Source organism: Streptomyces sp. NPDC002809 (assembly GCF_040295435.1).
GTDB lineage: Bacteria > Actinomycetota > Actinomycetes > Streptomycetales > Streptomycetaceae > Streptomyces.
Window position 1 is genome coordinate 1 of record NZ_JBEOVJ010000019.1, and the last position, 20207, is coordinate 20207.

Consider the following 20207-nt stretch of genomic DNA (forward strand, 5'->3'; position numbering starts at 1 on the left):
AGCAGAAATGCGAGCGGCCTGCGGCCGCCCTCGCTAGCCAGGTGGATCTTGCAGGTTAGCCCGCCCCGAGAACGGCCCAGAGCTTCATCGGAACACGAACGAAAGGCCCAGGCGTGCGGGGGTGCTCGTGCCGCGCCGCCCGGTTGCGGGTCTGCTGCCGGCCCGCAGGGTCCGTTCAGCGGCCGTGGGAGGATATGGCGCAGACAGCTGTGCCCGTCGTGGGCGACGAGAAGGAGACGAACCATCAGCATCCGTGTGCTGGTCGTGGACGACCAGGCCATCGTTCGCGCGGGATTCGCGGCGATCCTGACGGCCGAGTCCGACATGACCGTGGTCGGCGAGGCCGCGGACGGCGACGCGGCAGTGTCGATGGCAGCCGAGCTCGCGCCCGACCTGGTGCTGATGGACATCCGCATGCCCGGGATGGACGGCCTGACGGCCACCCGGCTGATCACGCGTCACGGCAGTCGCACCAAGGTCCTTGTGCTCACCACGTTCGACCTCGACGCCTACGTCTACGAAGCCCTGCGTGCCGGATCGTCCGGTTTCCTTCTCAAGGACTCCGAGCCGGAGGACCTGCTGGCCGCGATCAGAGTGGTCGTCTCCGGTGACGGCGTACTCGCGCCGGCGGTCACGGGGCGTCTGATTGCGGCCTTCGCTCACGGAGCTCCCGTAGGGCCGGAGATCGGCGGAGCACTGACCAGCCTCACTCCTCGCGAACGCGAGATCATGACCCTGGTTGCCACGGGCTTGAGCAACACGGAAATCGGGGAGCGCCTGGGCGTCGCCATGGGGACGGTAAAAGCCCATGTGAGCGCCGTACTGAATAAGTTGAGTCTTCGAGATCGCGTGCAGGCGACCATCTTCGCCTATGAAAGCGGACTGATCCGCCCGCTGGGATCATCTCCTCTCCCCGGGTGAACCCGCACCCCGGCCACCACCCCGGCCACCACCCCGGCCACCAGTCCGTCCTTGGGAGACACCGCCGGTCGTTCGCTCCGCGGGCATCTCTGCCCTGTCGGACGGGAGCGTGACGGTCCGGGTGTTCCCCGTCCGCTGCCGTCCGGTATGAGGCTCGGCGCGAGGAGCCCGCAGGACCTGCCGGGCCGGTCGCGAGGCGGTGGGCGGCGTGGGCGGTCACCAATCGATGGCCCTGGCGACGGGGCCGGGCCGGCCGAGCGGACGTCAAGGCTGCCGGTCCCGCCAGGCCGCTACGCCCCCGCCGCGCCGGAGGCCGGGAGCCGTGGGCCGGGCCGCGACCGGGGGCTTTGCGGGAACGGGCCGCCGTCCGGAACTGCCCGGATTCTCCCCAGGGCCGGGTGGCGGCGAGTACACGGAGTCCGCGGCCTGATCCCGGGCCATGGATCTCCAGGTGGTGGTGCCGTATAGCCTTGCGAAATGCTCACCGAAGTCACGGCGACCCGCTACGTCACGCCCCTGCGTGAGGGCGGCTCGCTCCCCGGGATCGTCGAGGCCGACGACCTGGGTACGTACGTCATGAAATTCACCGGCGCCGGACAGGGCCGCAAGACGCTCGTCGCGGAGGTGATCTGCGGGCAGCTCGGGCGGCGGCTCGGACTGCGTGTCCCCGATCTCGTACAGATCCAGCTGGACCCTGTGATCGGTCTCGCCGAGCCCGACCAGGAAGTGCAGGAGCTGCTCAAGGCCAGCGGGGGGCTGAACCTCGGGATGGACTTCCTCCCCGGGTCCCTCGGGTTCGACGCGCTCGCCTATCAGGTGGATCCGCGGGAGGCCGGACGCGTTGTCTGGTTCGACGCGCTGATCAACAACGTCGACCGTTCCTGGCGCAATCCGAACATGCTCGTCTGGCACGGCGACCTGTGGCTCATCGACCACGGCGCCACCATGATCTGGCACCACAACTGGCCCGGTGCCCAGGCATCCGCCGCCAAGCCGTACAACGCCTCCGACCACGCGCTGGCGCCGTTCGGGCCCGACATCGCGTCGGCCGCCGCCGAGCTCGCCCCGCTGGTCACCGAGGAACTGCTCACCGAGGTCGCGGCCGACGTCCCCGACGAGTGGCTGGTGGACGAACCGGGCTTCGAGTCGACGGACCGGCTGCGCCGCGCCTATGTGGAGGCACTGCTGCCGCGCGCCGCCACCATTCACGAGCGGATCACCCTGGACGCGCCGACCGCTGCCAAGCCCTCCCAGGCCCCGGGCTGGCTCACCGAGCGCCTCGCCCCGCGCCATGACAACGAGAACAGCGACAAGGGCGGCCGGCCGTGAGCAAGCGCGATGTCTTCGAGTACGCCCTCCTGCGCGTGGTGCCACGGGTCCAGCGCGGCGAGTTCTTCAATGCCGGGGTGGTGGTCTACTGCCGCGCCAAGGGATTCGTCGCCGCCCGCACCGAGCTAGACGAGGGCAAGCTCCGGGCCCTGGACCCCGGCGCCGACGTGACCGGGGTGCGGGCCGCCCTGTACGCCGTCGAAGGGGTCTGCCGGGGTGGTGCGGACGCGGGCCAGGCGGCCGGTGACGATGCGGGGCGGCGCTTCCGCTGGCTCATCGCGCCGCGCTCGACCGTCATCCAGCCGAGCCCGGTGCACAGTGGCCTCACGACCGACCCCGCCGCAGAGGTCGAACGGCTGCTCGACCTGCTGGTGCGCTGACGGCATCCCCTTTCGGCGCCGCCCCGCACGGTCGGGGGCGGCGCCGTCCGGTGTGACATGCGCCGCTGCGTCCGTGGGCCGTTGACACCGGGTGCCAGGGCTTCTAGCGTCTCGTCTGCTGAAGGTACTAAGCGGTTGCTCAGTTATCGGGGGCGTTCTCGCGGGAATGCGCCTGACGTCCGCTGAGCCGCGATCCAAGGGCGAGGAGAGCCAAGCATGTCCACCACCGAGCAGCGCGTAGCCATCGTGACGGGAGCCGCACGGGGCATTGGTGCCGCCACCGCGGTACGTCTGGCGGCCGAGGGCCGCGCCGTCGCCGTACTCGACCTCGACGAGGCGGCCTGCAAGGACACCGTCGAGAAGATCACCGCCGCCGGCGGCAAGGCCCTCGCCGTCGGCTGCGACGTGTCGGACAGCGCCCAGGTGGAGGCCGCCGTCGCACGGGTCGCCGCCGAGCTCGGTGCCCCGACGATCCTGGTCAACAACGCGGGCGTACTCCGCGACAACCTGCTCTTCAAGATGAGCGAGTCCGACTGGGACATCGTGATGAACGTGCACCTCAAGGGCGCGTTCCTGATGGCCAAGGCCGTCCAGAAGCACATGGTGGACGCCAAGTTCGGCCGGATCGTCTCGCTGTCCTCCTCCTCGGCCCTCGGCAACCGCGGCCAGGCCAACTACGCCGCGGTCAAGGCGGGTCTGCAGGGCTTCACCAAGACCCTCGCCAAGGAGCTCGGCAAGTTCGGCATCACCGCCAACGCCGTCGCGCCCGGCTTCATCGTCACCGAGATGACCGCGCAGACCGCGGAGCGCGTCGGCATGGGCTTCGAGGAGTTCCAGGCAGCCGCCGCCACCCAGATCCCGGTGCAGCGCGTCGGCTTCCCCGAGGACATCGCCAACGCCATCGCCTTCTTCTCGGGTGACGACGCGGGCTTCGTCTCCGGCCAGGTCATGTACGTCGCCGGCGGACCGCTCAACTGACCCGAAGGGCTACGGACATCATGACTGTGCAGGACAGTGGCAAGGTCGCGCTGATCACCGGCGCGAGCCGCGGCATCGGCTACGGCATCGCCGAGGCGCTCGTCGCCCGCGGCGACCGGGTGTGCATCACCGGACGCGGCGAGGACGCGCTCAAGGAGGCCGTCGAGGCGCTCGGTTCCGACCGGGTCATCGCGGTCGCGGGCAAGGCGCACGACGAGGCACACCAGGCGGCGGCCGTCGAGCGCACCATGGAGGCGTTCGGCAGGGTCGACTTCCTCGTCAACAACGCCGGCACGAACCCGGTCTTCGGGCCGATCGCCGAGCTCGACCTCAATGTGGCCCGCAAGGTCTTCGAGACGAACGTGATCTCGGCACTGGGCTTCGCCCAGCAGACCTGGAAGGCCTGGCAGAAGGAGAACGGCGGGGCGATCGTCAACATCGCCTCCGTCGCTGGTGTCTCGGCCTCGCCCTTCATCGGCGCGTACGGCATGAGCAAGGCGGCCATGGTCAATCTGACCCTGCAGCTCGCGCACGAGTTCGCGCCGGTCGTCCGGGTCAATTCGATCGCACCCGCCGTCGTGAAGACACGGTTCGCGCAGGCACTGTACGAGGGCCGTGAGGCGGAGGCGGCCGCTGCCTACCCGCTGGGCCGGCTCGGCGTGCCGGAGGACATCGGCGGGGCCGCGGCCTTCCTCACGTCGAGCCAGTCCGACTGGATCACCGGGCAGACCCTGGTCGTCGACGGCGGGATTTTCCTGAATGCCGGCGTCGGCTGAGATCGGCCTGGGCCGGTTTGGCCCTGATTGACTCAAGTGCCCCGTCGGGCCTGCGGATTGACCCGGCGGGGCGCTGCGGTATGGTCTGCCGACCCATGGCTGATCGAGGAGCGTGCACGTGTTCTACCGGGCCAGTCTGCAGGCCGCTGCAGCCCTTGCTTCCCTGTCGTTGCTGGCCGGCTGCGGTCTGCTTCCCGGCGGTGGTTCGAACGTGGAGCAGAAGCTGGCGGTCGGGACCACCAGCTCACCGTCCACACTCGACCCCGCCGCGGCATGGGACAGCTCCTGGGAGCTGATGCGCAACGTGTTCCAGACCCTGGTGAGTTTCCCCACCGGCAGTACGAGCCCCGAGCCCGACGCCGCGGACAACTGCAGGTTCACCGACAACACCAGCACCGCCTACCGCTGTGAACTCCGCAAGGGACTGAAGTTCTCCAACGGGGACACGCTCGACGCGGAGGCCGTGAAGTACTCCATCGACCGGATCAGGTCCATCGCGGTCAAGGGCGGCCCGGTCGGAATGCTCGGCTCGCTCGACCGGGTGGAGACCAAGGGCGACGACATCGTCATCTTCCACCTGAGCAAGCCCGACGCCACCTTCCCGTTCGTGCTGGCAACCCCCGCCATGTCGCTGGTCGCGCCCAGCGCGTACTCGAAGAACAAGATCCGCGACGACGGCAAGGTGACCGGTTCCGGCCCCTACCTGCTGGACGCGTACAAGGCGGGGGACCGCGCCGAGCTGGTGCGGAACCCCGACTACAAGGGCTTCGCCAACCGCAAGAACGACGCGGTGACCATCCGGTACTTCAAGGAGTCCGCCGCGCTGGTTCCGGCCCTCAAGAAGGGCGAGATCGACGCCACCTACCGCGGGCTGTCCGCCGAGGAGGTCGTCTCCCTCGAGGACAACACGGACAAGGACAGCGACCTCCAGATCGTCGAGAACGTCGGCGCCGACATCCGCTTCCTGGTCTTCAACCCGAAGGACCCGGCCGCCGGGAACCCGGCCGTCCGGCGCGCGATAGCGCAGCTCGTGGACCGTGATGCGCTGGTGGCCAAGGTCTACCGGGGTACGGCGGAGCCGCTCTACTCCATGATCCCCAAGGGCATCGCGGCGCACACGACCAGCTTCTTCGACAGGTTCGGTGACCCGGACAGGAAGAAGGCGAAGAAGATCCTCACGGACGCGGGCATCACCAAGCCGGTCGCGATGACGTTCTGGTTCACGACCGACCGCTACGGATCGTCGACGGCCCCCGAGTTCGCCGAGCTCAAGCGCCAGCTGGAGGCTTCCGGGCTCTTCAGGATCACTCTGAAGAGCAAGCCCTGGAAGACCTTCCAGGAAGGCTTCACCAAGGGTGAGTTCCCGGTCTTCGGCCGAGGCTGGTTCCCGGACTTCCCGGACCCGGACAACTTCATCGCCCCCTTCGTGGGCAAGGACAGCGTCACCGGCATGCCCTACGTGAAGGACGAGATCACGAAGGAGCTGCTGCCCCAGTCCCGCAAGGAGAGCGACCGCGGCGCGGTCAGCAAGCAGTTCGAACGGGCCCAGGAGATCCTGGTCGACGACGTCCGTGTGCTGCCGCTGTGGCAGGGCAAGCTCTATGTCGCGGCGGGCGAGGACGTCGGCGGCGGCGAGCGCGCACTGGACCCGCAGACGGTCATGCAGATGTGGGAGCTGTACCGCAAGGCCAACTGGTAGCGGGCCCGTGGGGCCGGGCGGCCGAGCCGCCCGGCCCCCGGAAGGCTCCCCGGAGTCCGTTGTCAGTGGCTCCCGGTAGGTTCTGAGGTCAAGAACCAATTGCTTACCGGAGGTTGTTGACGTGACCGACACGTACCCGCTGCCCGAGTCCTGGCGCGGAGTCCTCGGCGAGGAGCTCGAGAGCCCCTATTTCAGGGAGCTCACCGAATTCGTCGAGAAGGAGCGGGCCGACGGTCCGGTCTATCCGCCCCGGGACCAGGTGTTCGCGGCTCTGGAAGCGACCCCGTACGACAAGGTGAAGGTCCTGGTCCTCGGCCAGGACCCGTACCACGGCGAGGGTCAGGGGCACGGCCTGTGCTTCTCCGTGCGGCCGGGCGTGAAGACGCCGCCCTCCCTGCGCAACATCTACAAGGAGATGAAGGAGGAGCTCGGCCTTCCGGTCCCGGACAACGGGTATCTGATGCCGTGGGCCGAGCAGGGAGTGCTCCTTCTCAACGCGGTGCTGACGGTGCGCGCGGGCGAGGCCAACTCCCACAAGGGCAAGGGCTGGGAGAAGGTCACCGACGCCGTGATCCGCGCCGTAGCCGCGCGGCCCGATCCGGCGGTCTTCGTGCTCTGGGGCAACTATGCGCAGAAGAAGCTTCCGCTGATCGACGAGGAGCGCCACGTGGTGGTGAAGGGTGCCCACCCCTCGCCGCTCTCGGCGAAGAAGTTCTTCGGCTCGCGCCCGTTCACCCAGATCAACGAGGCCGTCGCGGCGCAGGGGCACCGGCCCATCGACTGGCGCATCCCCGACCTGGGCTGATGGCGCGCCCGAGCCTGAGTGCGAATGTCCCCCACGGCGACTAGCGTCGAACCGGCTGTAACGGGACGATTCCGACGGGAATGGCAAGAATCCGTCAGGAATCGGTCGGAGTAGGTCTAAGGCGATCGGTCGGGCGTGGGCGGACAGGTGCGAGGGAGACCGCGGTGACGGAGCAGCAGGAGGCGTCGCAGGACGTCGTCATGACCAGAATCGGCCAGGCGATCATGTTGCTCCACGGCGGTGACCGGGAGGAGGCCCGCAACCGCTTCGGCGCGCTCTGGGCGGAGATCGGCGAGAACGGCGACGCGTTGCACCGGTGCACCCTCGCGCACTACATGGCCGACACCCAGGACGACCCCGGTGACGAACTGGCCTGGGACCTGCGCGCGCTCTCCGCCGCGCAGGCGCTGACGGGGGAGGGTGTGGCGCAGCACCCGGACGCGCTCGCGGTGCGCGCCTTCTACCCCTCGCTGCACCTCAACCTCGCCGCGGACTATGTGAAGCTCCAGCGTCCCGCCGCCGCCCGGATCCATCTCGACCGGGCCCGGAGGGCCTCGGGGGTCCTGGCGGACGACGGTATGGACGACGGGTACGGGGGAGGCGTCCGGGCGGCCATCGGCCGGCTGGAGCGGCGGCTGCGGGAGTTCTGACCGCCGGCCGTCCCGGACGTGCTGCCCGAGTCGCGGGGGAGGGTGCGGTCCGGTGACCCGCCCGAGGTGGGCCACCGGACCCCTTGTGCGGGTCCGTCGTGTCAGTGGCCGTAGGTGCTGTCGCAGATCCGCGCCTGGGGGCTGCCCGCCGGCCAGTGGCCGTACCCCCGGCCGAGCGCGCAGACGCCCGCCCCGGTGACGGGCGCGGGCAGTGCGGGGACGGGGGCGGGCGGAGCCGCCCGGCGTGGTTCCGGGTGGGCGGCCGGGCCGGGGCGATGCTGCTGCGGGGGCCGTGGGCCGTCGCGCCGGGCCGACGGGGGCGGCGCCGGGGCTGCCCGCCGGGAGGCCGAAGGCGAGGGCTTCGGGTCCGGCAGCGCTTCCAGCATGTCGCGTGCCGGGGGCTGGACGATCTGCGGAGCCAGGTCCTGTGCCGGCCGACTGCTCTCCGGGCGCGTCGGTGCGCTCGGCTGCGGTTGTACGGACACACACCCGGACAGGGCCGTGACGGCCACGCCGACCAGGAGTTTCACGGTGGTTCTGGTTTGATGCACCTGATCAACTCTGGGGTGCGAACCGGCCGTCGGGTGAGTCGGCAGGTCCGGATTGGCCCGCACGAGTGACCCGGTCAGCGTGGTGTCCCGGGTGCAGCCGATCGGTGGCGGCTCGCGCGGCGGTGGGCGTCAGCGGCTGCCCAGCATCCCGCGCAACAGCTCCTCGAAACCGGTGTGCAGCTCGGCCTCGGTCGGAACGGAGCGGTGGTAGGCGCCCGCCGCGCACGAGAACATCAGCCCTTCGCACCAGGCCACCAGGGACAGTGCGTGCCGTTCCGGATCGGGCGATCCGGCGGCCGTCATCAGCGCCTCCAGCGGTTCGCGGAACTGCCGGCCCGTCGCGTCGTAGAACGCGCGCAGTTCCGGCCGGCGGGTTGCGGCTGACCTCCGCCCCGGCCGTCGCCGCACGGGACTTCGTGATGTCCACCGTCTCCCGGCTCGGGCCGGGACTCGTCCTGCGCACGTTCGACGGCATCGCCGACTGGCGGCCGCCGCAGCACACGTATGCTGCCCGGACGAAGGACGCGTCGGCCGGGCCGCGGTCGACCTCCACGGAGGAGGACCGCGACGTGCGGCGCTGAACAGCGAGAAGGAGACCCTGTGAAGGTCGGCTGTATCGGGCTCGGCGACATCGCGCAGAAGGCGTACCTGCCGGTACTCACCACCCTGCCGGGGGTCGAACTGCACCTGCAGACCCGCACCCCCGCCACCCTGACCTCGGTCGCCGCCGCCCACCGCATCCCGGCCGGGCAGTGCCACACCGACCTCGCGTCCCTGCTCGCCCAGGACCTGGACGCGGCGTTCGTGCACGCCCCGACGTCCGTGCATCCGGAGATCACCCGCCGACTGCTCGAAGCGGGCGTCCCCACCTACGTCGACAAGCCGCTGGCATACGAACTCGCCGAGTCCGAGCGCCTGGTGGAGCTCGCCGAGGCACGCGGCGTCACCCTGGCGGTCGGCTTCAACCGACGGGTGGCGCCCGGCTACGCGCAGTGCGTCGAGCACCCCCGCGAGCTGATCCTCATGCAGAAGAACCGCGTCGGGCTGCCCGAGAAGCCGCGGACCATGGTTCTCGACGACTTCATCCACGTGGTCGACACGCTGCGCTTCCTGGTGCCCGGGCCCGTCGAGCACACCGTCGTCCGGGCCAGGATCCGTGACGGCCTGATGCATCACGTCGTGCTCCAGCTGGCCGGTGACGGCTTCACCGCCATCGGGGCCATGAACCGGCTCAGCGGCTCGACCGAGGAGCGGCTGGAGGTCTCGGGCCAGGACTCCAAGCGGGAAGTACTCAACCTTGCCGAGGTGATCGACCACAAGGGCCAGCCGAGCCTGCGACGTCGTGGCGACTGGGTGCCGGTGGCCCGTCAGCGCGGCATCGAGCAGAGTGTCCTGTCGTTCCTGGACGCCGTCCGGGCCGGCAAGCTGCTGAGCGCCCGGGACGCACTGGAGACGCACGAGCTGTGCGAGCGCGTCCTGCGGGACCTCGACTGCGCGTAGCCGCCCGCCGCCGCTGCCGTCGGCGGCTCAGGATGCGTGCGGAGCGGCCCCGATGCAGGCTGGGTGGACGGACCGCCCGCCCGTGGAGGTGACCTGGTGAAGCACCACCGCGAGTCATCGGGCTGGGGAGCGCTCCAGCCCCCTCCCGGCTACTACCGGGCGGACGGCCGTCCGCCCGACGCCATGCAGCGTGCCCTGATCCTGGACTGGGCGGTGAACCAGCGGATCGCGAGCGGCTGGCGCATGGAGTCCCGCTCCGAGACCCAGGTCGTCATGGTCAGGGGCCGGCGGCCGAACCATGCGTTGCACGCCGTCCTGACGGCGTTCACCTGCTTCCTCTGGGGCGCGGTGTGGCTGGCCCTCGGCGTGACCAACAAGGTCGAACGGGTCGCGCTCACCGTCGATGCCATGGGGGACATCGTCACGGTGACCGGACCGGGTGGCGCTGTCTGAGATCCGGGCTCGCTGAGCGGACCGGGCGGGACTGCCCTTGATCCGCGGTGACGGTGCGGACCGGTGCCGACGGCTGGGGCTCGGGCTCGGGCTCGTTGAGCGGAGCACGTGTCGTCGCCCGGGATCCGGGCCGGTTGCGGTGACCGGGTGGTACTCCCCGAGATCTGAGTTGACTGCGTGGGACGGGGTCCGTCGTGTGAGGACCGGGCTCACTGCGGCGCGGACTCTGCGGGGCTCTCCTCGGTCCTGCGGGCGGAGCCCAACTGCCCCGCGTCGCCGGCCGGAACCACTGAGGCTGCCGCCCCCACCGGCTCCCGCCGGTCACGCCTGCGCACGGACCGTACGCCTTCGAAGGCGCAGAAGGCGGCCAGCACGCCCAGTGCGCCGTACAGCGGCCAGTCGCCCAGCCGCACGTACAGAGTCGTGCCCCTGGCCAGCGGCACGCCGTACACCGCGGTCCCGCTCGTGTCCGTACCGAGCCGAGCCCCGACAGGCTGTCCCTGCGGGCCGTACACCGCGCTGACGCCCGTCAGCGTGGCGTGCACCATCGGGCGGCCGTTCTCGGCGGCCCGCAGCGCGCCCAGGGAGGCGTGCTGGCCGGGCGCCCAGCCGTGCTGGAAGGAGGACGTGGACGACTGGGCGACCAGGAGCCGGGCGCCGTCACGGGTCAGCTGCCGGCTCATGTCGGGAAACGCGGATTCGAAGCAGACCAGCGGACCGAAGCGCAGGCCGTGCGCGCCGGGCAGCGTCATGGTCACCGGACCCGTGCCGCGCAGACGGTCCTCGCCCGCGGCCTTGCCCATCGAGGTGGCCCAGCCGAGCGCCGAGCGGGCCGGGATGTACTCACCGAAGGGAACCAGACGCATCTTGTCGTAGCGGTCCCCGGTCAGCCCCTGCGGGCCCACCAGCACGGCGCTCTTGAAGATCCCGGTGCGGCCCGACGCGTCCGTCTGTCCGGCATCCACGTTCACCAGCACATCCGCGCCCACCAGCCGCGACAGCGCGGCGATCCGGGCGGTGACATCGGGCCGCCTGGCCGGATCGACGCCGACGCTGCTCTCACCCCACACGACCAGGTCGAGATCCTGGCCCGCCAGCGAGCGCGTCAGCTCCTCGCTGCGCGCGAAGCGGCGCTGCACGCTGCCTGGCCCCTCGACGACACCCGGCTGCACGACGGCGATCCGGGCCGTCCCGGTCTCCTCGGGCCGAGGCGCCCACACCCACACCGATCCCACGGCGACGGCGGCCGCCACGAGCGTGACGACGGTCCCCGCGCGGGCGGCAGGCCCCGTGAGCAGCAGGGCGAGCGCCGTGTTCACCGCGACGACCAGCAGGCTCACGAGCCAGACCCCGCCGACCGACGCCAGGCGGAGCGCCGGCGGCACCTGCCACTGGCTTGCGCCGAGGAGCCCCCAGGGGCCGCCCAGCCCCTCCCAGGAGCGGACCGTCTCGATCAGCAGCCAGCCGCACGGAACCACGACCACGGCCGTCACGACCCTGCTGCCGGAGGCGGGTCCGCGCAGGAGCCGGTTGACCAGCAGCCCCCACGGGGCCCACAGCAGGCCGAGCAGGGCCGCCAGCACCACGATGAACACATGCAGGCTCGGCATCAGCCAGTGGTGTACCGCGAGCATGTAGCCCGTCCCGCCGAGCCAGCCGTCGATTGCGGCCCTGCGCCCCGTACCGGCGGACCGGATCAGCAGGAGCAACGGGACCAGGGCGGCGTACACGAACCACCACAGTCCCGGCGCGGGGAACGCGAGCGCGGGCAGCGCTCCGGCCAGGAGCGCGGCACCTCCGCGCCCCAGGGTCGAGCCGAGTATCCGTTCGCTCCGCTCGCGCCCCACAGCCCCGCTCGGCATGCGCGCCTCCTCGTCCCGCCGACTGGCAGGCATCATCCGGAACTCGGTCCACCTGTCTGTTTCCCCAGTGTGGGGCAGCGGAAGCGAGTCGGGGCGGATCACCCGGCGGTGAGGGAATCCGACAGGCTCCGCCACTTCTCGTGGACCGTCACCCCCTGGATCCGCCAGCCGTCGTCGGTACGGAGCAGTTCGAAGGCGTACCGCCCGCCGGAGACGAAGTTCGGGGCCGTCGGACGGTCCGCGGAGCCTGCCTCCCCGTCCGGGCCGCTCACGAGCCGCATCGGGTTCATGTAGTCGGCCTGCACCCGGGCCCGGTCGCCCGGATAGCCGCCGAGGTCCTGAAGGTCCAGGCGGCGGTTGACGATCAGGTGCTGCCGTACGGGAAAGAGCAGCATGGTCTCGGAGAGCCACTCCGCCACCTCGGCGGCGGCACCCTCGATGCCGCCCGCGGTCCGGTAGTCGGCGCGGCCGTCCGGGGTGAACAGGGCCCGGTAGTCCGGCCACGCACCGTCGTCCACCGCCACCGCGTAGCCGGTGATCACTGCATCGATGGAGAGCCGGTCCATCACGGTCGAGAGATCCACGCGCTGCGTCATCGGGTCAGTGTGTGCCCACGGGCGTCAGGGGCCAAGTGCCGTGCACCCGCGACAGACCGCGAACGGCGGGAACCGGCCGGGGGCCGCCGCCGAAGGACCGGCGGCGGCCCCCGCCGGGCAGCTCAGCAAGGCACCACGGCCACCGGCCCGAGCGCGTGCGTGAGCGTCGTCTGCGCCACCGGTGAGAGACCCAGCCCGAGGGACTCACCGCCCTTGCGCCGGCCGATCACCGTCAGCGCGGCGGTCGCCGACGCTGTGACCAGGGTGCGCGACGCGGAGCCGTTGACGGGCTCCTTCATGACCTCGACCTGCGGATACTTCTCGCGCCAGCCCGCCGTCAGTTCGGCGAGCGACCGCTCGGCCGCGCCGGCCGCCGCATCCCGGTCGAAGACGGGACCGCCGGAGAGCATCGATGAGAACATGGTCCAGCCGTGCACGATCCGCAGCCGTGCCCCGGGGCGGGCCGCCGCCGTCTCGAAGGCGAACTCCAGCACCGCCTCACTGCTCTCATCGGCGGCCACCCCGGCGACGACGTCCCGGAAGACCTCCTGGGCGCGCTCGCCAGGCTCCCCGTCCGGCTGCCCGCTGTGGACGACGACCACGGGGCACTTGGCCATCGACGCGGTCGCCAGGCTGTTGGAGCCCAGCATCAGGGAGCGGAATCCGCCCAGTCCGCGTGAGCCGACCACCACCAGCGAGGCGTCACGGCTGAGCGAGACCAGTGCGGCCGAAGGGAAGTCGAGCGGTGCCAGCGTCGTGGGGCTCAGCCCGGGAGCGGTCTCGTTCACGCGACGCACGGACTGCGCGAGGAGTTCCTCCGCCTCGCGCTGCTGCGCCTCCTGGCCGGTACGCCGGGTCAGGAGGCGGACGTGCACGATCATCAGGGGCAGCCCCCGCCCGGCCGCCTCACGGGCCGCCCAGTCCAGCGCGTCGTAACTGTGCGTGGACCCGTCGACCGCGGCGATCACGGGAAGCTCGGTACCGGTCATGGATGCCTCCTGAATGCGGTGGTGCGTGCCCCGGACAGGTACGTACGCGTGGCGCGCAGCAGCGCCCCCGGCCTGTCGGGCCCTGCCTCGTACGCTACGGCCGGTCGGCGTCCGCCGCAGGAGAGGCACGTCGGAAGCCGCCTCCCGGGGCCCGGCACGTCGGACGACCGGCGCCCGTTGTCCTCGTCGGCCGGTGCGCCTGCACCTATGCTCGCGGGATGGAGCAGAGCGAAGTCGTGAAACGTGTGATCGGCATCCTCACCGAAGCGGGCGAGATGCGCCGCCTCTTGGAGGAGAACCCGGGCCGTGACGACCCCAGCACCGATTCGACCGTGGTGACCGCGCTTCTCAATGAGACGATGCCACGGATCGCGATCCCCGAGGACGCCACGATCGAGGACGTGGTGGCCCTGGTCGGCCGGGAGGTCGGTGGCGCGGTGGAGCAACTCGTCGGCGCGTTCACCCTGGCGTTCGCGATGCTGGCGCAGGTGCACGACTCCGGACAGACGGACGTGTCGTCCGCCGACGTGCTCCAGGACCTCGCCCTGCGGGCCGAGCAGTTCGGTTCCGAGGGACCGGGGGACACCGAGGCGTAGGAGAGCGGGAGGGCCGGACGCCATACTCGGCGTCATGCGCATCGACTTCGACCCCGGGGCCACCGACACCGGCACGTTCTACCGACTGCTCACCGCCGTGGTCGTCCCCCGGCCCATCGCGTGGGTCTCCACCGTCACCCCGGACGGCGAGACGGCCAATCTGGCCCCCCACTCCTTCTTCACGATCGCCTGCGTCAGCCCGCCCGTCGTCCAGTTCACCTCGGTGGGACGCAAGGACACGCTGCTCAACATCGAGGCGACGGGCTCCTTCGTGGTGAACTTCGCCCCGGAGTCCCTGTTCGAGAAGATCAACGCCACCGCGACCGACTTCCCGCGCGGCGTCAGCGAGTTCGAGGCCGTGGGCGTAGAGCCGGAACCCAGCCTGAGGGTGAGGCCGCCCCGCGTGGCGGGCTCGCCCGTCGCGCTGGAATGCGAGCTGCACAGCACGGTCCTGCTCGGCGACTCCACCGTCGTGTTCGGCCGCGTGGTGCACGCCGCGGTCGACGAGGACGTCATGACGGACGGGCACCCCGAAGTCACCGCGCTGCGACCGCTGACCCGGCTCGGCAAGGACGAGTGGGGCACCTTCGGAGGCGTACGGGAGATCGCGCGCGTCCCGTACACCCGGTGGCAGGAGGACGGCCTCGGCAGCCCCTGACCGGTCCGCACCCGCGTGCCGGCCCGCCTCGCGGGAACACGGCTCCGGCCCGCCGACGCGGCTGTGCAGGCGAATGACGAGCGGGCCGGGCGACGGTGGCGACCGGTGGAGCTGGGACAACGGATACTCTCAGCATGCCTCGTCGGATACCGGTGCCCTGGTGGGTGTGGGACCGGGACGGTGCCACACCCCGTCGCCACCGCGGTCCGAGGACCGGGTGGCGCCTCGGGGCCCTCAGAAGCAACTGCGAAATCAACAGGAGACCCGATGGCTGAAACCCCGCCCCGCCAGGTTCAGCGGCGCTCGGACGAGAACGCGGCGGGCTCGGCGTCCGAGGCCCAGGGCCGTGTCGAGGCCTTGCCGACACCGCGCTACCAGGGGCTGTTCGTCGAACCCGATCTTCCGCCTTTCGTCGAGACCGAGTGACACCACCCGCGTCGAGGCCCGCGCTGCCCCGTCCCCGCTCCGGCGGGTACGGGGCAGCGCGGCTTCCGCCGTGCGCGCCATGTCTGCGGCGGTACGCGGAATGCCGGGCGCGGCCGGGACACCACGCGGTCGAGGCCCAAGGCTTGCTGCTGCGGCGCGACCTGCTCGCCCGGCGGCGGACCGCACGGAGGCGTGTCCCGGGGCCGGACGGGCATCAAGAGCCGACCGGGCTGCCTGCCCGGGGCGGGTTGCCCGTTCGGTTGCTGTTCAGTTGCCGTTCAGTTGCCGTTCAGACCGCCGCGAAGTCGTGGGCGGCAGCGCCCTGCCACTCGACGAGGGACGGGGTGTCGAGGGCCCGTGCCGGGTCCGCCATGCCGGCGTCGGCGAGGAACACGATGACATCGTGGTCGCTGTGGGCGAGCCCGAGCCTCTCCTCGCGGCCGGCGAGGTGCACGGTGACGAGCCGTGCGCCGGACGGTGTGGGCCGGTGGATCACAATCGGGGGATTAGCCATACATCCAGCGTGGCCCCATGTGTACGTGCCCGCATCCGGTTCGGATGTGGCGGTGGGGCGAGGGCGGGGGAAAGGGCCGGGACGCGACAGCAGCGTCGTCGTCGTGTGGGTCCAGCGGAGGCGGGTCGTCCGGAACGCCATGGGGCAACCTCTGGCAGGCGATGACGCCGACAGATGAGGGTATCCCTCGACCGTCCCCGCGACGGCCTCCGCGCCCGGCGCCTGGGTCCGCGAGGCGCTACGCGCCGCCGCCGCCCTCCACGCTTCGCCCCGATCTGCCGCGTCAGTGTCCGCGGGGTTCGCCGCTGACCTGGTGGCCCCTACTGCGAAGCGAGTGCGTCGCGCAGGAGCGGCACAAGCTTCTGCGCCCACTCCTCGGAAGTCTCACCGGCCGTGTCCGCGGTGATGACCCAGGCGATCATGGGGCCGACGCGCACCCATGTGTAGACGTAGCCGGGCTGCGTGTAGCTGAAAGCCTGGTCGCCGATGTCCGTCGTCTCCGCGTTCGGCAGGCAGCCGTACATGACGCGCAACGCCTCCATGGCGGTGATGGCGCTGTCGCTCGCCGTGCCTGCGCCGGCTGCCTCGTGCCCGGTGAGATCGATCATGACGCCGTCACCGTTCGTGCCGAAGGTGACGTGTTTGCCGGACCCGGCGTTCTCCCCCGGATCAGGGTCGCTGAGATCCCAGCACTGCATGCGGGCCTCGTTGGAGAGATCCATGCCCTCGGCGGATTCCAGGTACCCGCCCTTCGTCCAGCCGGCAGGAAGCTCCAAGCCGCCGAGCACCTGGTCGAGTTCGCCGGATGTCAGCGACCGGGCGTCCGGGGCCGAGGCTCCACTGCCGCCGGTGGCCGACACCTCGCCGGACGTGGCGTCCTGCGAGTCCGGACCCCCTTCGGGCACACTCGTGCCCGGCTGCGACAAGGGTGCGTCGTCCTTGCCGGCCTGGACCACGCCGTAGATGCCGAAGATCAGGGCTGCCACGACGACGATGACCAGGGTGGTGAGTGTCGCTCTGGCTGCCGGAGTGTTGTTGACCGTGACCGGCCCGATGGAGATCTGATTCCGGCGGAGCTTCGCACCGTCCCCGATCTGGATCCCGGTATTGATCACGGTCTGCGGGCCCCTCAGAGCCACTTCGAGCTGAACCCCGAAGGCGGGGTTCTCGGCAATGCCCGCCCGGACGACCTCCTCCAGCGCAGTTGCCGCCTCGGGGTCCAGCGGACGCTCCTCCACGGCAGCCAGGGCCGCCTGCCCTCCGGGGCTGCTGCCGACCTGCCGCCGCACCAGGTCGGCCACCATCTGACCCACGCCTGTGCCTACGGCGGCGGCTGCACCATTGGCCATCCCGGCGATCGCTCGAACCGCCTCGGCCACCACAGCATCACCCGACACCGCACCCCCCAGTGCTCGCACCTGTTAATGGTGAGCCGAGTATGACGCAATCACCCATGGAAACAAGGCAGTTACCGGCCGCGGTGGGGAGGGGCGAGCGGCCGGCGCCCCACCGCGCTGCGCGGCCGACCCCCCTTCAGGGAAGGCAACCGCTGAAGGAGCGCGCTTGTTCACGCACCGGTGCCCTGGTCGAGCGAGCCGATACTGGTCACCATCGGCCGGCGCCCGGTGGACGGACCGACCGGCGCCTTGACGGTGCCGCTGAGCGCCGCCTCGACCAAGGACGACGAGATCCGGATCATTGCGGCCCTCGACGCGGCAGCCGGTCGTAGCTGCTCGGCCGGTGACGACCAGACGTATTGGGCCGCCACCGGGGCGGTCCCGGTGCCGCCTGCGCAACCCGTTGAACGCAGCCCCGGTCCGCATCGTGGGCCGGGGCGGTATTCCCCGCCGTAGCTGACGCCGTGCGCCCGCCAGGGATTACGGGACAGCCCTCAGCCCGCAGACTCACCCGCGTGCGGGCTCAGGGACCCGGCACCGACCAGGATGAACAGCACAACGCCCAGGATGATCCGGTAGATCACGAACGGCATGAAGCTCTTGGTCGTGATGAACTTCATGAACCAGGCGATGACCACGTACCCCACACCGAACGCGATGAACGTCGCGAAGATCGTCGGGCCCCACGACACATGGCCCTCGCCCGCGTCCTTCAGCTCGAAGACGCCGGAGGCGAGCACCGCCGGGACGGCGAGCAGGAACGAGTAACGCGCCGCCGCCTCACGGGTGTACCCCATCAGCAGGCCACCGCTGATCGTCGCGCCCGACCGGGAGACGCCCGGGATCAGGGCCATCGCCTGGCAGAAGCCGAAGATCAGGCCGTCCTTGACGCCGAGCTCCTTGAGCGACTTGCGCTCCCTGATGGCCCGGTGCTTGCCGCCGGTCTCGTCGCGTGCCGCGAGACGGTCGGCGATGCCGAGGACGATGCCCATCACGATGAGCGTGGTGGCGATCAGGCGCAGATCGCGGAACGGGCCCTCGATCTGGTCCTTGAACGTCACACCGAGCACACCGATGGGAATCGAGCCGACGATGACCAGCCAGCCCATCTGTGCGTCGTGGTCACCGCGCATCGAACGGTCCGTCAGCGACTTGAACCACGCCGAGACGATGCGGACGATGTCCTTGCGGAAGTAGATGAGGACTGCGGCCTCCGTGCCGATCTGGGTGATCGCGGTGAACGCCGCGCCAGGATCGTGCCAGCCGGCGAACGCCGCGGTGAGCCGCAGATGCGCGCTGGAGGAGATCGGCAGGAACTCGGTCAGTCCTTGAACGAGGCCGAGGACGAACGATTCGAACCAGCTCATGGGGCTTGGGCCATCCCGGAGTGATCATGCATCGGCCGACGGCTTCGAGCCGTCGGCGGCGTGCGGATTGCGGTCGTGTGATGACAGGGCCGCACCGGGCCCGGAGATCGTCATTCGGTCGCGGGCAGCGTATCGCCCCCGGATGAACACCTTGACGACTACCCCCGCGCAGCCTGCCGCATCACTCCGCGCCCAGCCGGTGGCGCCGGCGCCAGGCCACCACGGCCCCGCCCGCACCCGTGAGCACGATGAAGCCCATCGCGGCAAGAAAGGCGGGCGAGGTCGGGGAGGAGGCCGAGCTCCCCGCGACGACGTACGCGGCGGTGTTCGGGATCGACCCGAGGCCGGTCGCGACGAGGAACGGGGGGTATCCCATGCGCGAGACGGCGGCGCAGTAGTTGGCGGCGGCGAACGGCACCCCGGGGAAGAGGCGCAGCGCGAGCATCGAGCGGAAACCGTGCCTGCTCAGCTGCCCGTCCGCCGCCCGCATCCAGCGCCCGCGCAGCAGCGTACGCAGCGCTTCCTGCCCGAGTACCCGGCCGAGCATGAACGAGATGCCCGCCCCCAGCACCGTGCCCGCCAGGGCCGCAGCCAGCCCCGCCTGCGTGCCGAACAGCGCACCGGCGGCGAGATTGAGCAGCGGCCTCGGCACGAAGGCCACCGTGCAGACCCCGTACGCGAGGCCGAAGAGAACGACCGCGGCTGCCCCGCCGCTCAGCTGGGCCGGCCAGCCGGAGGCCAGCAGCCGCTGGGGTTCCAGGATCAGCATCGTCGTCGCGGCGGCCAGAAGCACCGCTACGAGCAGGGAGAACCGGGACCAGGGCGACAGCAGCACCCGCGTGCAGCGCACGGCGAGGCCACCTGCGGGCCGGGTGGCGGGGACGGGGTCGAGCATTCGGGGAGAGTATCCGACACACATGGGTGATCGCCGTAATGTGACCGTTATGAGTCATGGAGCCGAACCGGCCGGGGAGAGCGCCGCACCGGGCCCCGGCCTGCCCGGCAGCGTCCTCGCCGATACGGTGCTGGAGCGGCTGACCGAGCTGTACCCCACGGCCGCCGACCCGCTGCGCGCCCGCTCCGCCGCCGCGTACATGAAGCACGTCGCACCGTTCCTCGGCATTCCCACCCCCCGTCGCCGGGCGCTGTCCCGCGCAGTCCTCGAAGGCACCCCACGCCCGGAGGAGACGGACTGCGCGGCGATCGCGCTGCGCTGCTGGGCGCTGCCCGAGCGCGAGTACCACTACTTCGCCGCCGACTACCTGCGGCGCCACGTCGCACGCTGCTCGTCCGGATTCGTGCCGGTGCTGCGCCACCTGGTCACCACCGTGTCCTGGTGGGACACCGTCGACATCCTGGCCGCCCATGTCGCGGGACCGCTGGTGGCCGCCGACCCGGGGCTCCGGCGGACCATGGACGAGTGGATCGAGGACGACGACCTCTGGATCGTTCGTTCCGCGCTGCTGCACCAGCTCCGCTTCAAGGAGGACACCGACACCCGAAGGCTCTTCGCCTACTGCCTGCGCCGGGCGGAGCACCCCGACTTCTTCATCCGCAAGGCGATCGGCTGGTGCCTGCGCGAGTACTCCAAGACCGACCCGCGGGCCGTGCGGGACTTCGTCGACGGTGCCCGGGACCGGCTGGCGCCGCTGTCCGTACGAGAGGCCACCAAGCGACTCTGAGGAGCGCCGGGCCCACCCCCCTTGCCGCCCGCAGAAATTCGCTCGACGGGCCGACGGCCGTCGGAGATGATCGAGCCA

General features: G+C 70.9%; 24 protein-coding genes and 2 pseudogenes. 15 read left to right on the top strand and 11 right to left on the bottom strand.

Annotated features, from left to right (window positions below; translation table 11 throughout):
- Window positions 1-89 (bottom strand): annotated as a pseudogene (locus ABT025_RS14330) (IS5/IS1182 family transposase); the annotation flags it as partial.
- A 154-nt stretch (window positions 90-243) separates the two neighbouring features.
- Between ABT025_RS14330 and ABT025_RS14335 the strand changes: the two are divergent.
- From ABT025_RS14335 to ABT025_RS14370, 8 genes are all read left to right on the top strand, one after another.
- On the top strand, window positions 244-921 hold the full coding sequence (locus ABT025_RS14335; RefSeq protein WP_350993863.1) for a response regulator: 678 nt from the start codon (window positions 244-246) through the stop codon (window positions 919-921).
- A gap of 477 nt (window positions 922-1398) precedes the next feature.
- Window positions 1399-2250 (top strand): HipA family kinase, encoded by an 852-nt coding sequence (locus ABT025_RS14340; protein WP_350993655.1) that lies wholly within the window; start codon window positions 1399-1401, stop codon window positions 2248-2250.
- Window positions 2247-2630 carry a DUF3037 domain-containing protein gene (locus ABT025_RS14345; protein WP_350993657.1) on the top strand — a complete coding sequence of 128 codons (384 nt, stop codon included), beginning with the start codon at window positions 2247-2249 and terminating at the stop codon, window positions 2628-2630. The genes ABT025_RS14340 and ABT025_RS14345 overlap by 4 nt, the downstream gene beginning before the upstream one ends.
- Window positions 2631-2846: 216 nt before the next feature.
- Complete coding sequence (gene fabG / locus ABT025_RS14350; RefSeq protein ID WP_266776196.1) at window positions 2847-3608, top strand: 3-oxoacyl-ACP reductase FabG; 762 nt, start codon at window positions 2847-2849, stop codon at window positions 3606-3608.
- 20 nt (window positions 3609-3628) lie between these two features.
- Window positions 3629-4384, top strand: a complete 756-nt coding sequence (locus ABT025_RS14355) for an SDR family oxidoreductase (RefSeq protein WP_266776194.1) — start codon at window positions 3629-3631, stop codon at window positions 4382-4384.
- A 118-nt stretch (window positions 4385-4502) separates the two neighbouring features.
- Window positions 4503-6083 carry an ABC transporter substrate-binding protein gene (locus ABT025_RS14360; protein WP_350993660.1) on the top strand — a complete coding sequence of 527 codons (1581 nt, stop codon included), beginning with the start codon at window positions 4503-4505 and terminating at the stop codon, window positions 6081-6083.
- A 121-nt stretch (window positions 6084-6204) separates the two neighbouring features.
- Window positions 6205-6888 carry a uracil-DNA glycosylase gene (locus ABT025_RS14365; RefSeq protein ID WP_350993661.1) on the top strand — a complete coding sequence of 228 codons (684 nt, stop codon included), beginning with the start codon at window positions 6205-6207 and terminating at the stop codon, window positions 6886-6888.
- A gap of 164 nt (window positions 6889-7052) precedes the next feature.
- Window positions 7053-7538: a hypothetical protein gene (locus ABT025_RS14370; RefSeq protein WP_350993663.1), complete on the top strand. Its 486-nt coding sequence runs from the start codon at window positions 7053-7055 to the stop codon at window positions 7536-7538.
- Between the two features lie 101 nt (window positions 7539-7639).
- Here ABT025_RS14370 and ABT025_RS14375 read toward each other — a convergent pair whose 3' ends face one another.
- Both ABT025_RS14375 and ABT025_RS14380 read right to left on the bottom strand, forming a co-directional pair.
- Entirely contained in the window at window positions 7640-8089 is a 450-nt protein-coding gene (locus ABT025_RS14375) for a hypothetical protein (protein WP_350993665.1), read from the bottom strand.
- A gap of 129 nt (window positions 8090-8218) precedes the next feature.
- A pseudogene (locus ABT025_RS14380) lies at window positions 8219-8467 on the bottom strand (TetR/AcrR family transcriptional regulator); the annotation flags it as partial.
- Between the two features lie 41 nt (window positions 8468-8508).
- On the opposite strand from ABT025_RS14380, the gene ABT025_RS14385 reads away from it, so the two are divergent.
- The 3 genes from ABT025_RS14385 (at window position 8509) to ABT025_RS14395 (ending at window position 10042) form a co-directional block, all read left to right on the top strand.
- Entirely contained in the window at window positions 8509-8670 is a 162-nt protein-coding gene (locus ABT025_RS14385) for a hypothetical protein (protein WP_502971946.1), read from the top strand.
- 19 nt (window positions 8671-8689) lie between these two features.
- Window positions 8690-9589, top strand: a complete 900-nt coding sequence (locus ABT025_RS14390; protein ID WP_350993667.1) for a Gfo/Idh/MocA family protein — start codon at window positions 8690-8692, stop codon at window positions 9587-9589.
- Window positions 9590-9685: 96 nt separating this feature from the next.
- Complete coding sequence (locus ABT025_RS14395) at window positions 9686-10042, top strand: DUF8108 domain-containing protein (RefSeq protein ID WP_350993669.1); 357 nt, start codon at window positions 9686-9688, stop codon at window positions 10040-10042.
- A 209-nt stretch (window positions 10043-10251) separates the two neighbouring features.
- Here the strand turns inward: ABT025_RS14395 and lnt are convergent, their stop codons facing one another.
- The 3 genes from lnt to ABT025_RS14410 all read right to left on the bottom strand — a co-directional run bounded on the left by lnt (window position 10252) and on the right by ABT025_RS14410 (window position 13489).
- Window positions 10252-11904 (bottom strand): apolipoprotein N-acyltransferase, encoded by a 1653-nt coding sequence (lnt, locus tag ABT025_RS14400; RefSeq protein ID WP_350993671.1) that lies wholly within the window; start codon window positions 11902-11904, stop codon window positions 10252-10254.
- A 98-nt stretch (window positions 11905-12002) separates the two neighbouring features.
- A complete protein-coding gene (locus ABT025_RS14405) occupies window positions 12003-12500 on the bottom strand; it encodes a nuclear transport factor 2 family protein (protein WP_350993673.1) in 498 nt (165 codons plus the stop codon).
- Between the two features lie 122 nt (window positions 12501-12622).
- Complete coding sequence (locus ABT025_RS14410) at window positions 12623-13489, bottom strand: universal stress protein (protein WP_350993675.1); 867 nt, start codon at window positions 13487-13489, stop codon at window positions 12623-12625.
- Between the two features lie 218 nt (window positions 13490-13707).
- Between ABT025_RS14410 and ABT025_RS14415 the strand changes: the two genes are divergently transcribed.
- The 3 genes from ABT025_RS14415 to ABT025_RS14425 all read left to right on the top strand — a co-directional run bounded on the left by ABT025_RS14415 (window position 13708) and on the right by ABT025_RS14425 (window position 15169).
- A complete protein-coding gene (locus tag ABT025_RS14415) occupies window positions 13708-14085 on the top strand; it encodes a hypothetical protein (RefSeq protein ID WP_350993677.1) in 378 nt (125 codons plus the stop codon).
- A 34-nt stretch (window positions 14086-14119) separates the two neighbouring features.
- A complete protein-coding gene (locus ABT025_RS14420; protein WP_350993679.1) occupies window positions 14120-14743 on the top strand; it encodes a flavin reductase family protein in 624 nt (207 codons plus the stop codon).
- A gap of 267 nt (window positions 14744-15010) precedes the next feature.
- Entirely contained in the window at window positions 15011-15169 is a 159-nt protein-coding gene (locus ABT025_RS14425; protein WP_350993681.1) for a hypothetical protein, read from the top strand.
- A 289-nt stretch (window positions 15170-15458) separates the two neighbouring features.
- On the opposite strand, the gene ABT025_RS14430 is transcribed toward ABT025_RS14425, so the two are convergent.
- The 5 genes from ABT025_RS14430 to ABT025_RS14450 all read right to left on the bottom strand — a co-directional run bounded on the left by ABT025_RS14430 (window position 15459) and on the right by ABT025_RS14450 (window position 19342).
- Window positions 15459-15683 carry a hypothetical protein gene (locus ABT025_RS14430; RefSeq protein ID WP_350993683.1) on the bottom strand — a complete coding sequence of 75 codons (225 nt, stop codon included), beginning with the start codon at window positions 15681-15683 and terminating at the stop codon, window positions 15459-15461.
- A gap of 320 nt (window positions 15684-16003) precedes the next feature.
- Window positions 16004-17101 carry a hypothetical protein gene (locus tag ABT025_RS14435; RefSeq protein WP_350993685.1) on the bottom strand — a complete coding sequence of 366 codons (1098 nt, stop codon included), beginning with the start codon at window positions 17099-17101 and terminating at the stop codon, window positions 16004-16006.
- A gap of 149 nt (window positions 17102-17250) precedes the next feature.
- Window positions 17251-17451, bottom strand: coding sequence for a hypothetical protein (locus ABT025_RS14440; RefSeq protein WP_350993687.1), 201 nt, complete (start codon window positions 17449-17451; stop codon window positions 17251-17253).
- Window positions 17452-17574: 123 nt separating this feature from the next.
- Window positions 17575-18447, bottom strand: coding sequence for an undecaprenyl-diphosphate phosphatase (locus tag ABT025_RS14445; protein ID WP_350993689.1), 873 nt, complete (start codon window positions 18445-18447; stop codon window positions 17575-17577).
- Between the two features lie 181 nt (window positions 18448-18628).
- A complete protein-coding gene (locus ABT025_RS14450; RefSeq protein ID WP_350993691.1) occupies window positions 18629-19342 on the bottom strand; it encodes a TVP38/TMEM64 family protein in 714 nt (237 codons plus the stop codon).
- A 49-nt stretch (window positions 19343-19391) separates the two neighbouring features.
- Between ABT025_RS14450 and ABT025_RS14455 the strand changes: the two genes are divergently transcribed.
- Window positions 19392-20129 (top strand): DNA alkylation repair protein, encoded by a 738-nt coding sequence (locus ABT025_RS14455; RefSeq protein WP_350993693.1) that lies wholly within the window; start codon window positions 19392-19394, stop codon window positions 20127-20129.
- Window positions 20130-20207: the final 78 nt, after the last annotated feature.

Coding starts and splice junctions, on each gene's coding strand:
- ABT025_RS14340 (WP_350993655.1), top strand. CDS start 1,399: ATGCTCACCGAAGTCACGGCGACCCGCTACGTCACGCCCCTGCGTGAG.
- fabG (WP_266776196.1), top strand. CDS start 2,847: ATGTCCACCACCGAGCAGCGCGTAGCCATCGTGACGGGAGCCGCACGG.
- ABT025_RS14355 (WP_266776194.1), top strand. CDS start 3,629: ATGACTGTGCAGGACAGTGGCAAGGTCGCGCTGATCACCGGCGCGAGC.
- ABT025_RS14385 (WP_502971946.1), top strand. CDS start 8,509: ATGTCCACCGTCTCCCGGCTCGGGCCGGGACTCGTCCTGCGCACGTTC.
- lnt (WP_350993671.1), bottom strand. CDS start 11,904: ATGCCGAGCGGGGCTGTGGGGCGCGAGCGGAGCGAACGGATACTCGGC.
- ABT025_RS14405 (WP_350993673.1), bottom strand. CDS start 12,500: ATGACGCAGCGCGTGGATCTCTCGACCGTGATGGACCGGCTCTCCATC.
- ABT025_RS14410 (WP_350993675.1), bottom strand. CDS start 13,489: ATGACCGGTACCGAGCTTCCCGTGATCGCCGCGGTCGACGGGTCCACG.
- ABT025_RS14415 (WP_350993677.1), top strand. CDS start 13,708: ATGGAGCAGAGCGAAGTCGTGAAACGTGTGATCGGCATCCTCACCGAA.
- ABT025_RS14420 (WP_350993679.1), top strand. CDS start 14,120: ATGCGCATCGACTTCGACCCCGGGGCCACCGACACCGGCACGTTCTAC.
- ABT025_RS14425 (WP_350993681.1), top strand. CDS start 15,011: ATGGCTGAAACCCCGCCCCGCCAGGTTCAGCGGCGCTCGGACGAGAAC.
- ABT025_RS14430 (WP_350993683.1), bottom strand. CDS start 15,683: ATGGCTAATCCCCCGATTGTGATCCACCGGCCCACACCGTCCGGCGCA.
- ABT025_RS14445 (WP_350993689.1), bottom strand. CDS start 18,447: ATGAGCTGGTTCGAATCGTTCGTCCTCGGCCTCGTTCAAGGACTGACC.
- ABT025_RS14450 (WP_350993691.1), bottom strand. CDS start 19,342: ATGCTCGACCCCGTCCCCGCCACCCGGCCCGCAGGTGGCCTCGCCGTG.
- ABT025_RS14455 (WP_350993693.1), top strand. CDS start 19,392: ATGAGTCATGGAGCCGAACCGGCCGGGGAGAGCGCCGCACCGGGCCCC.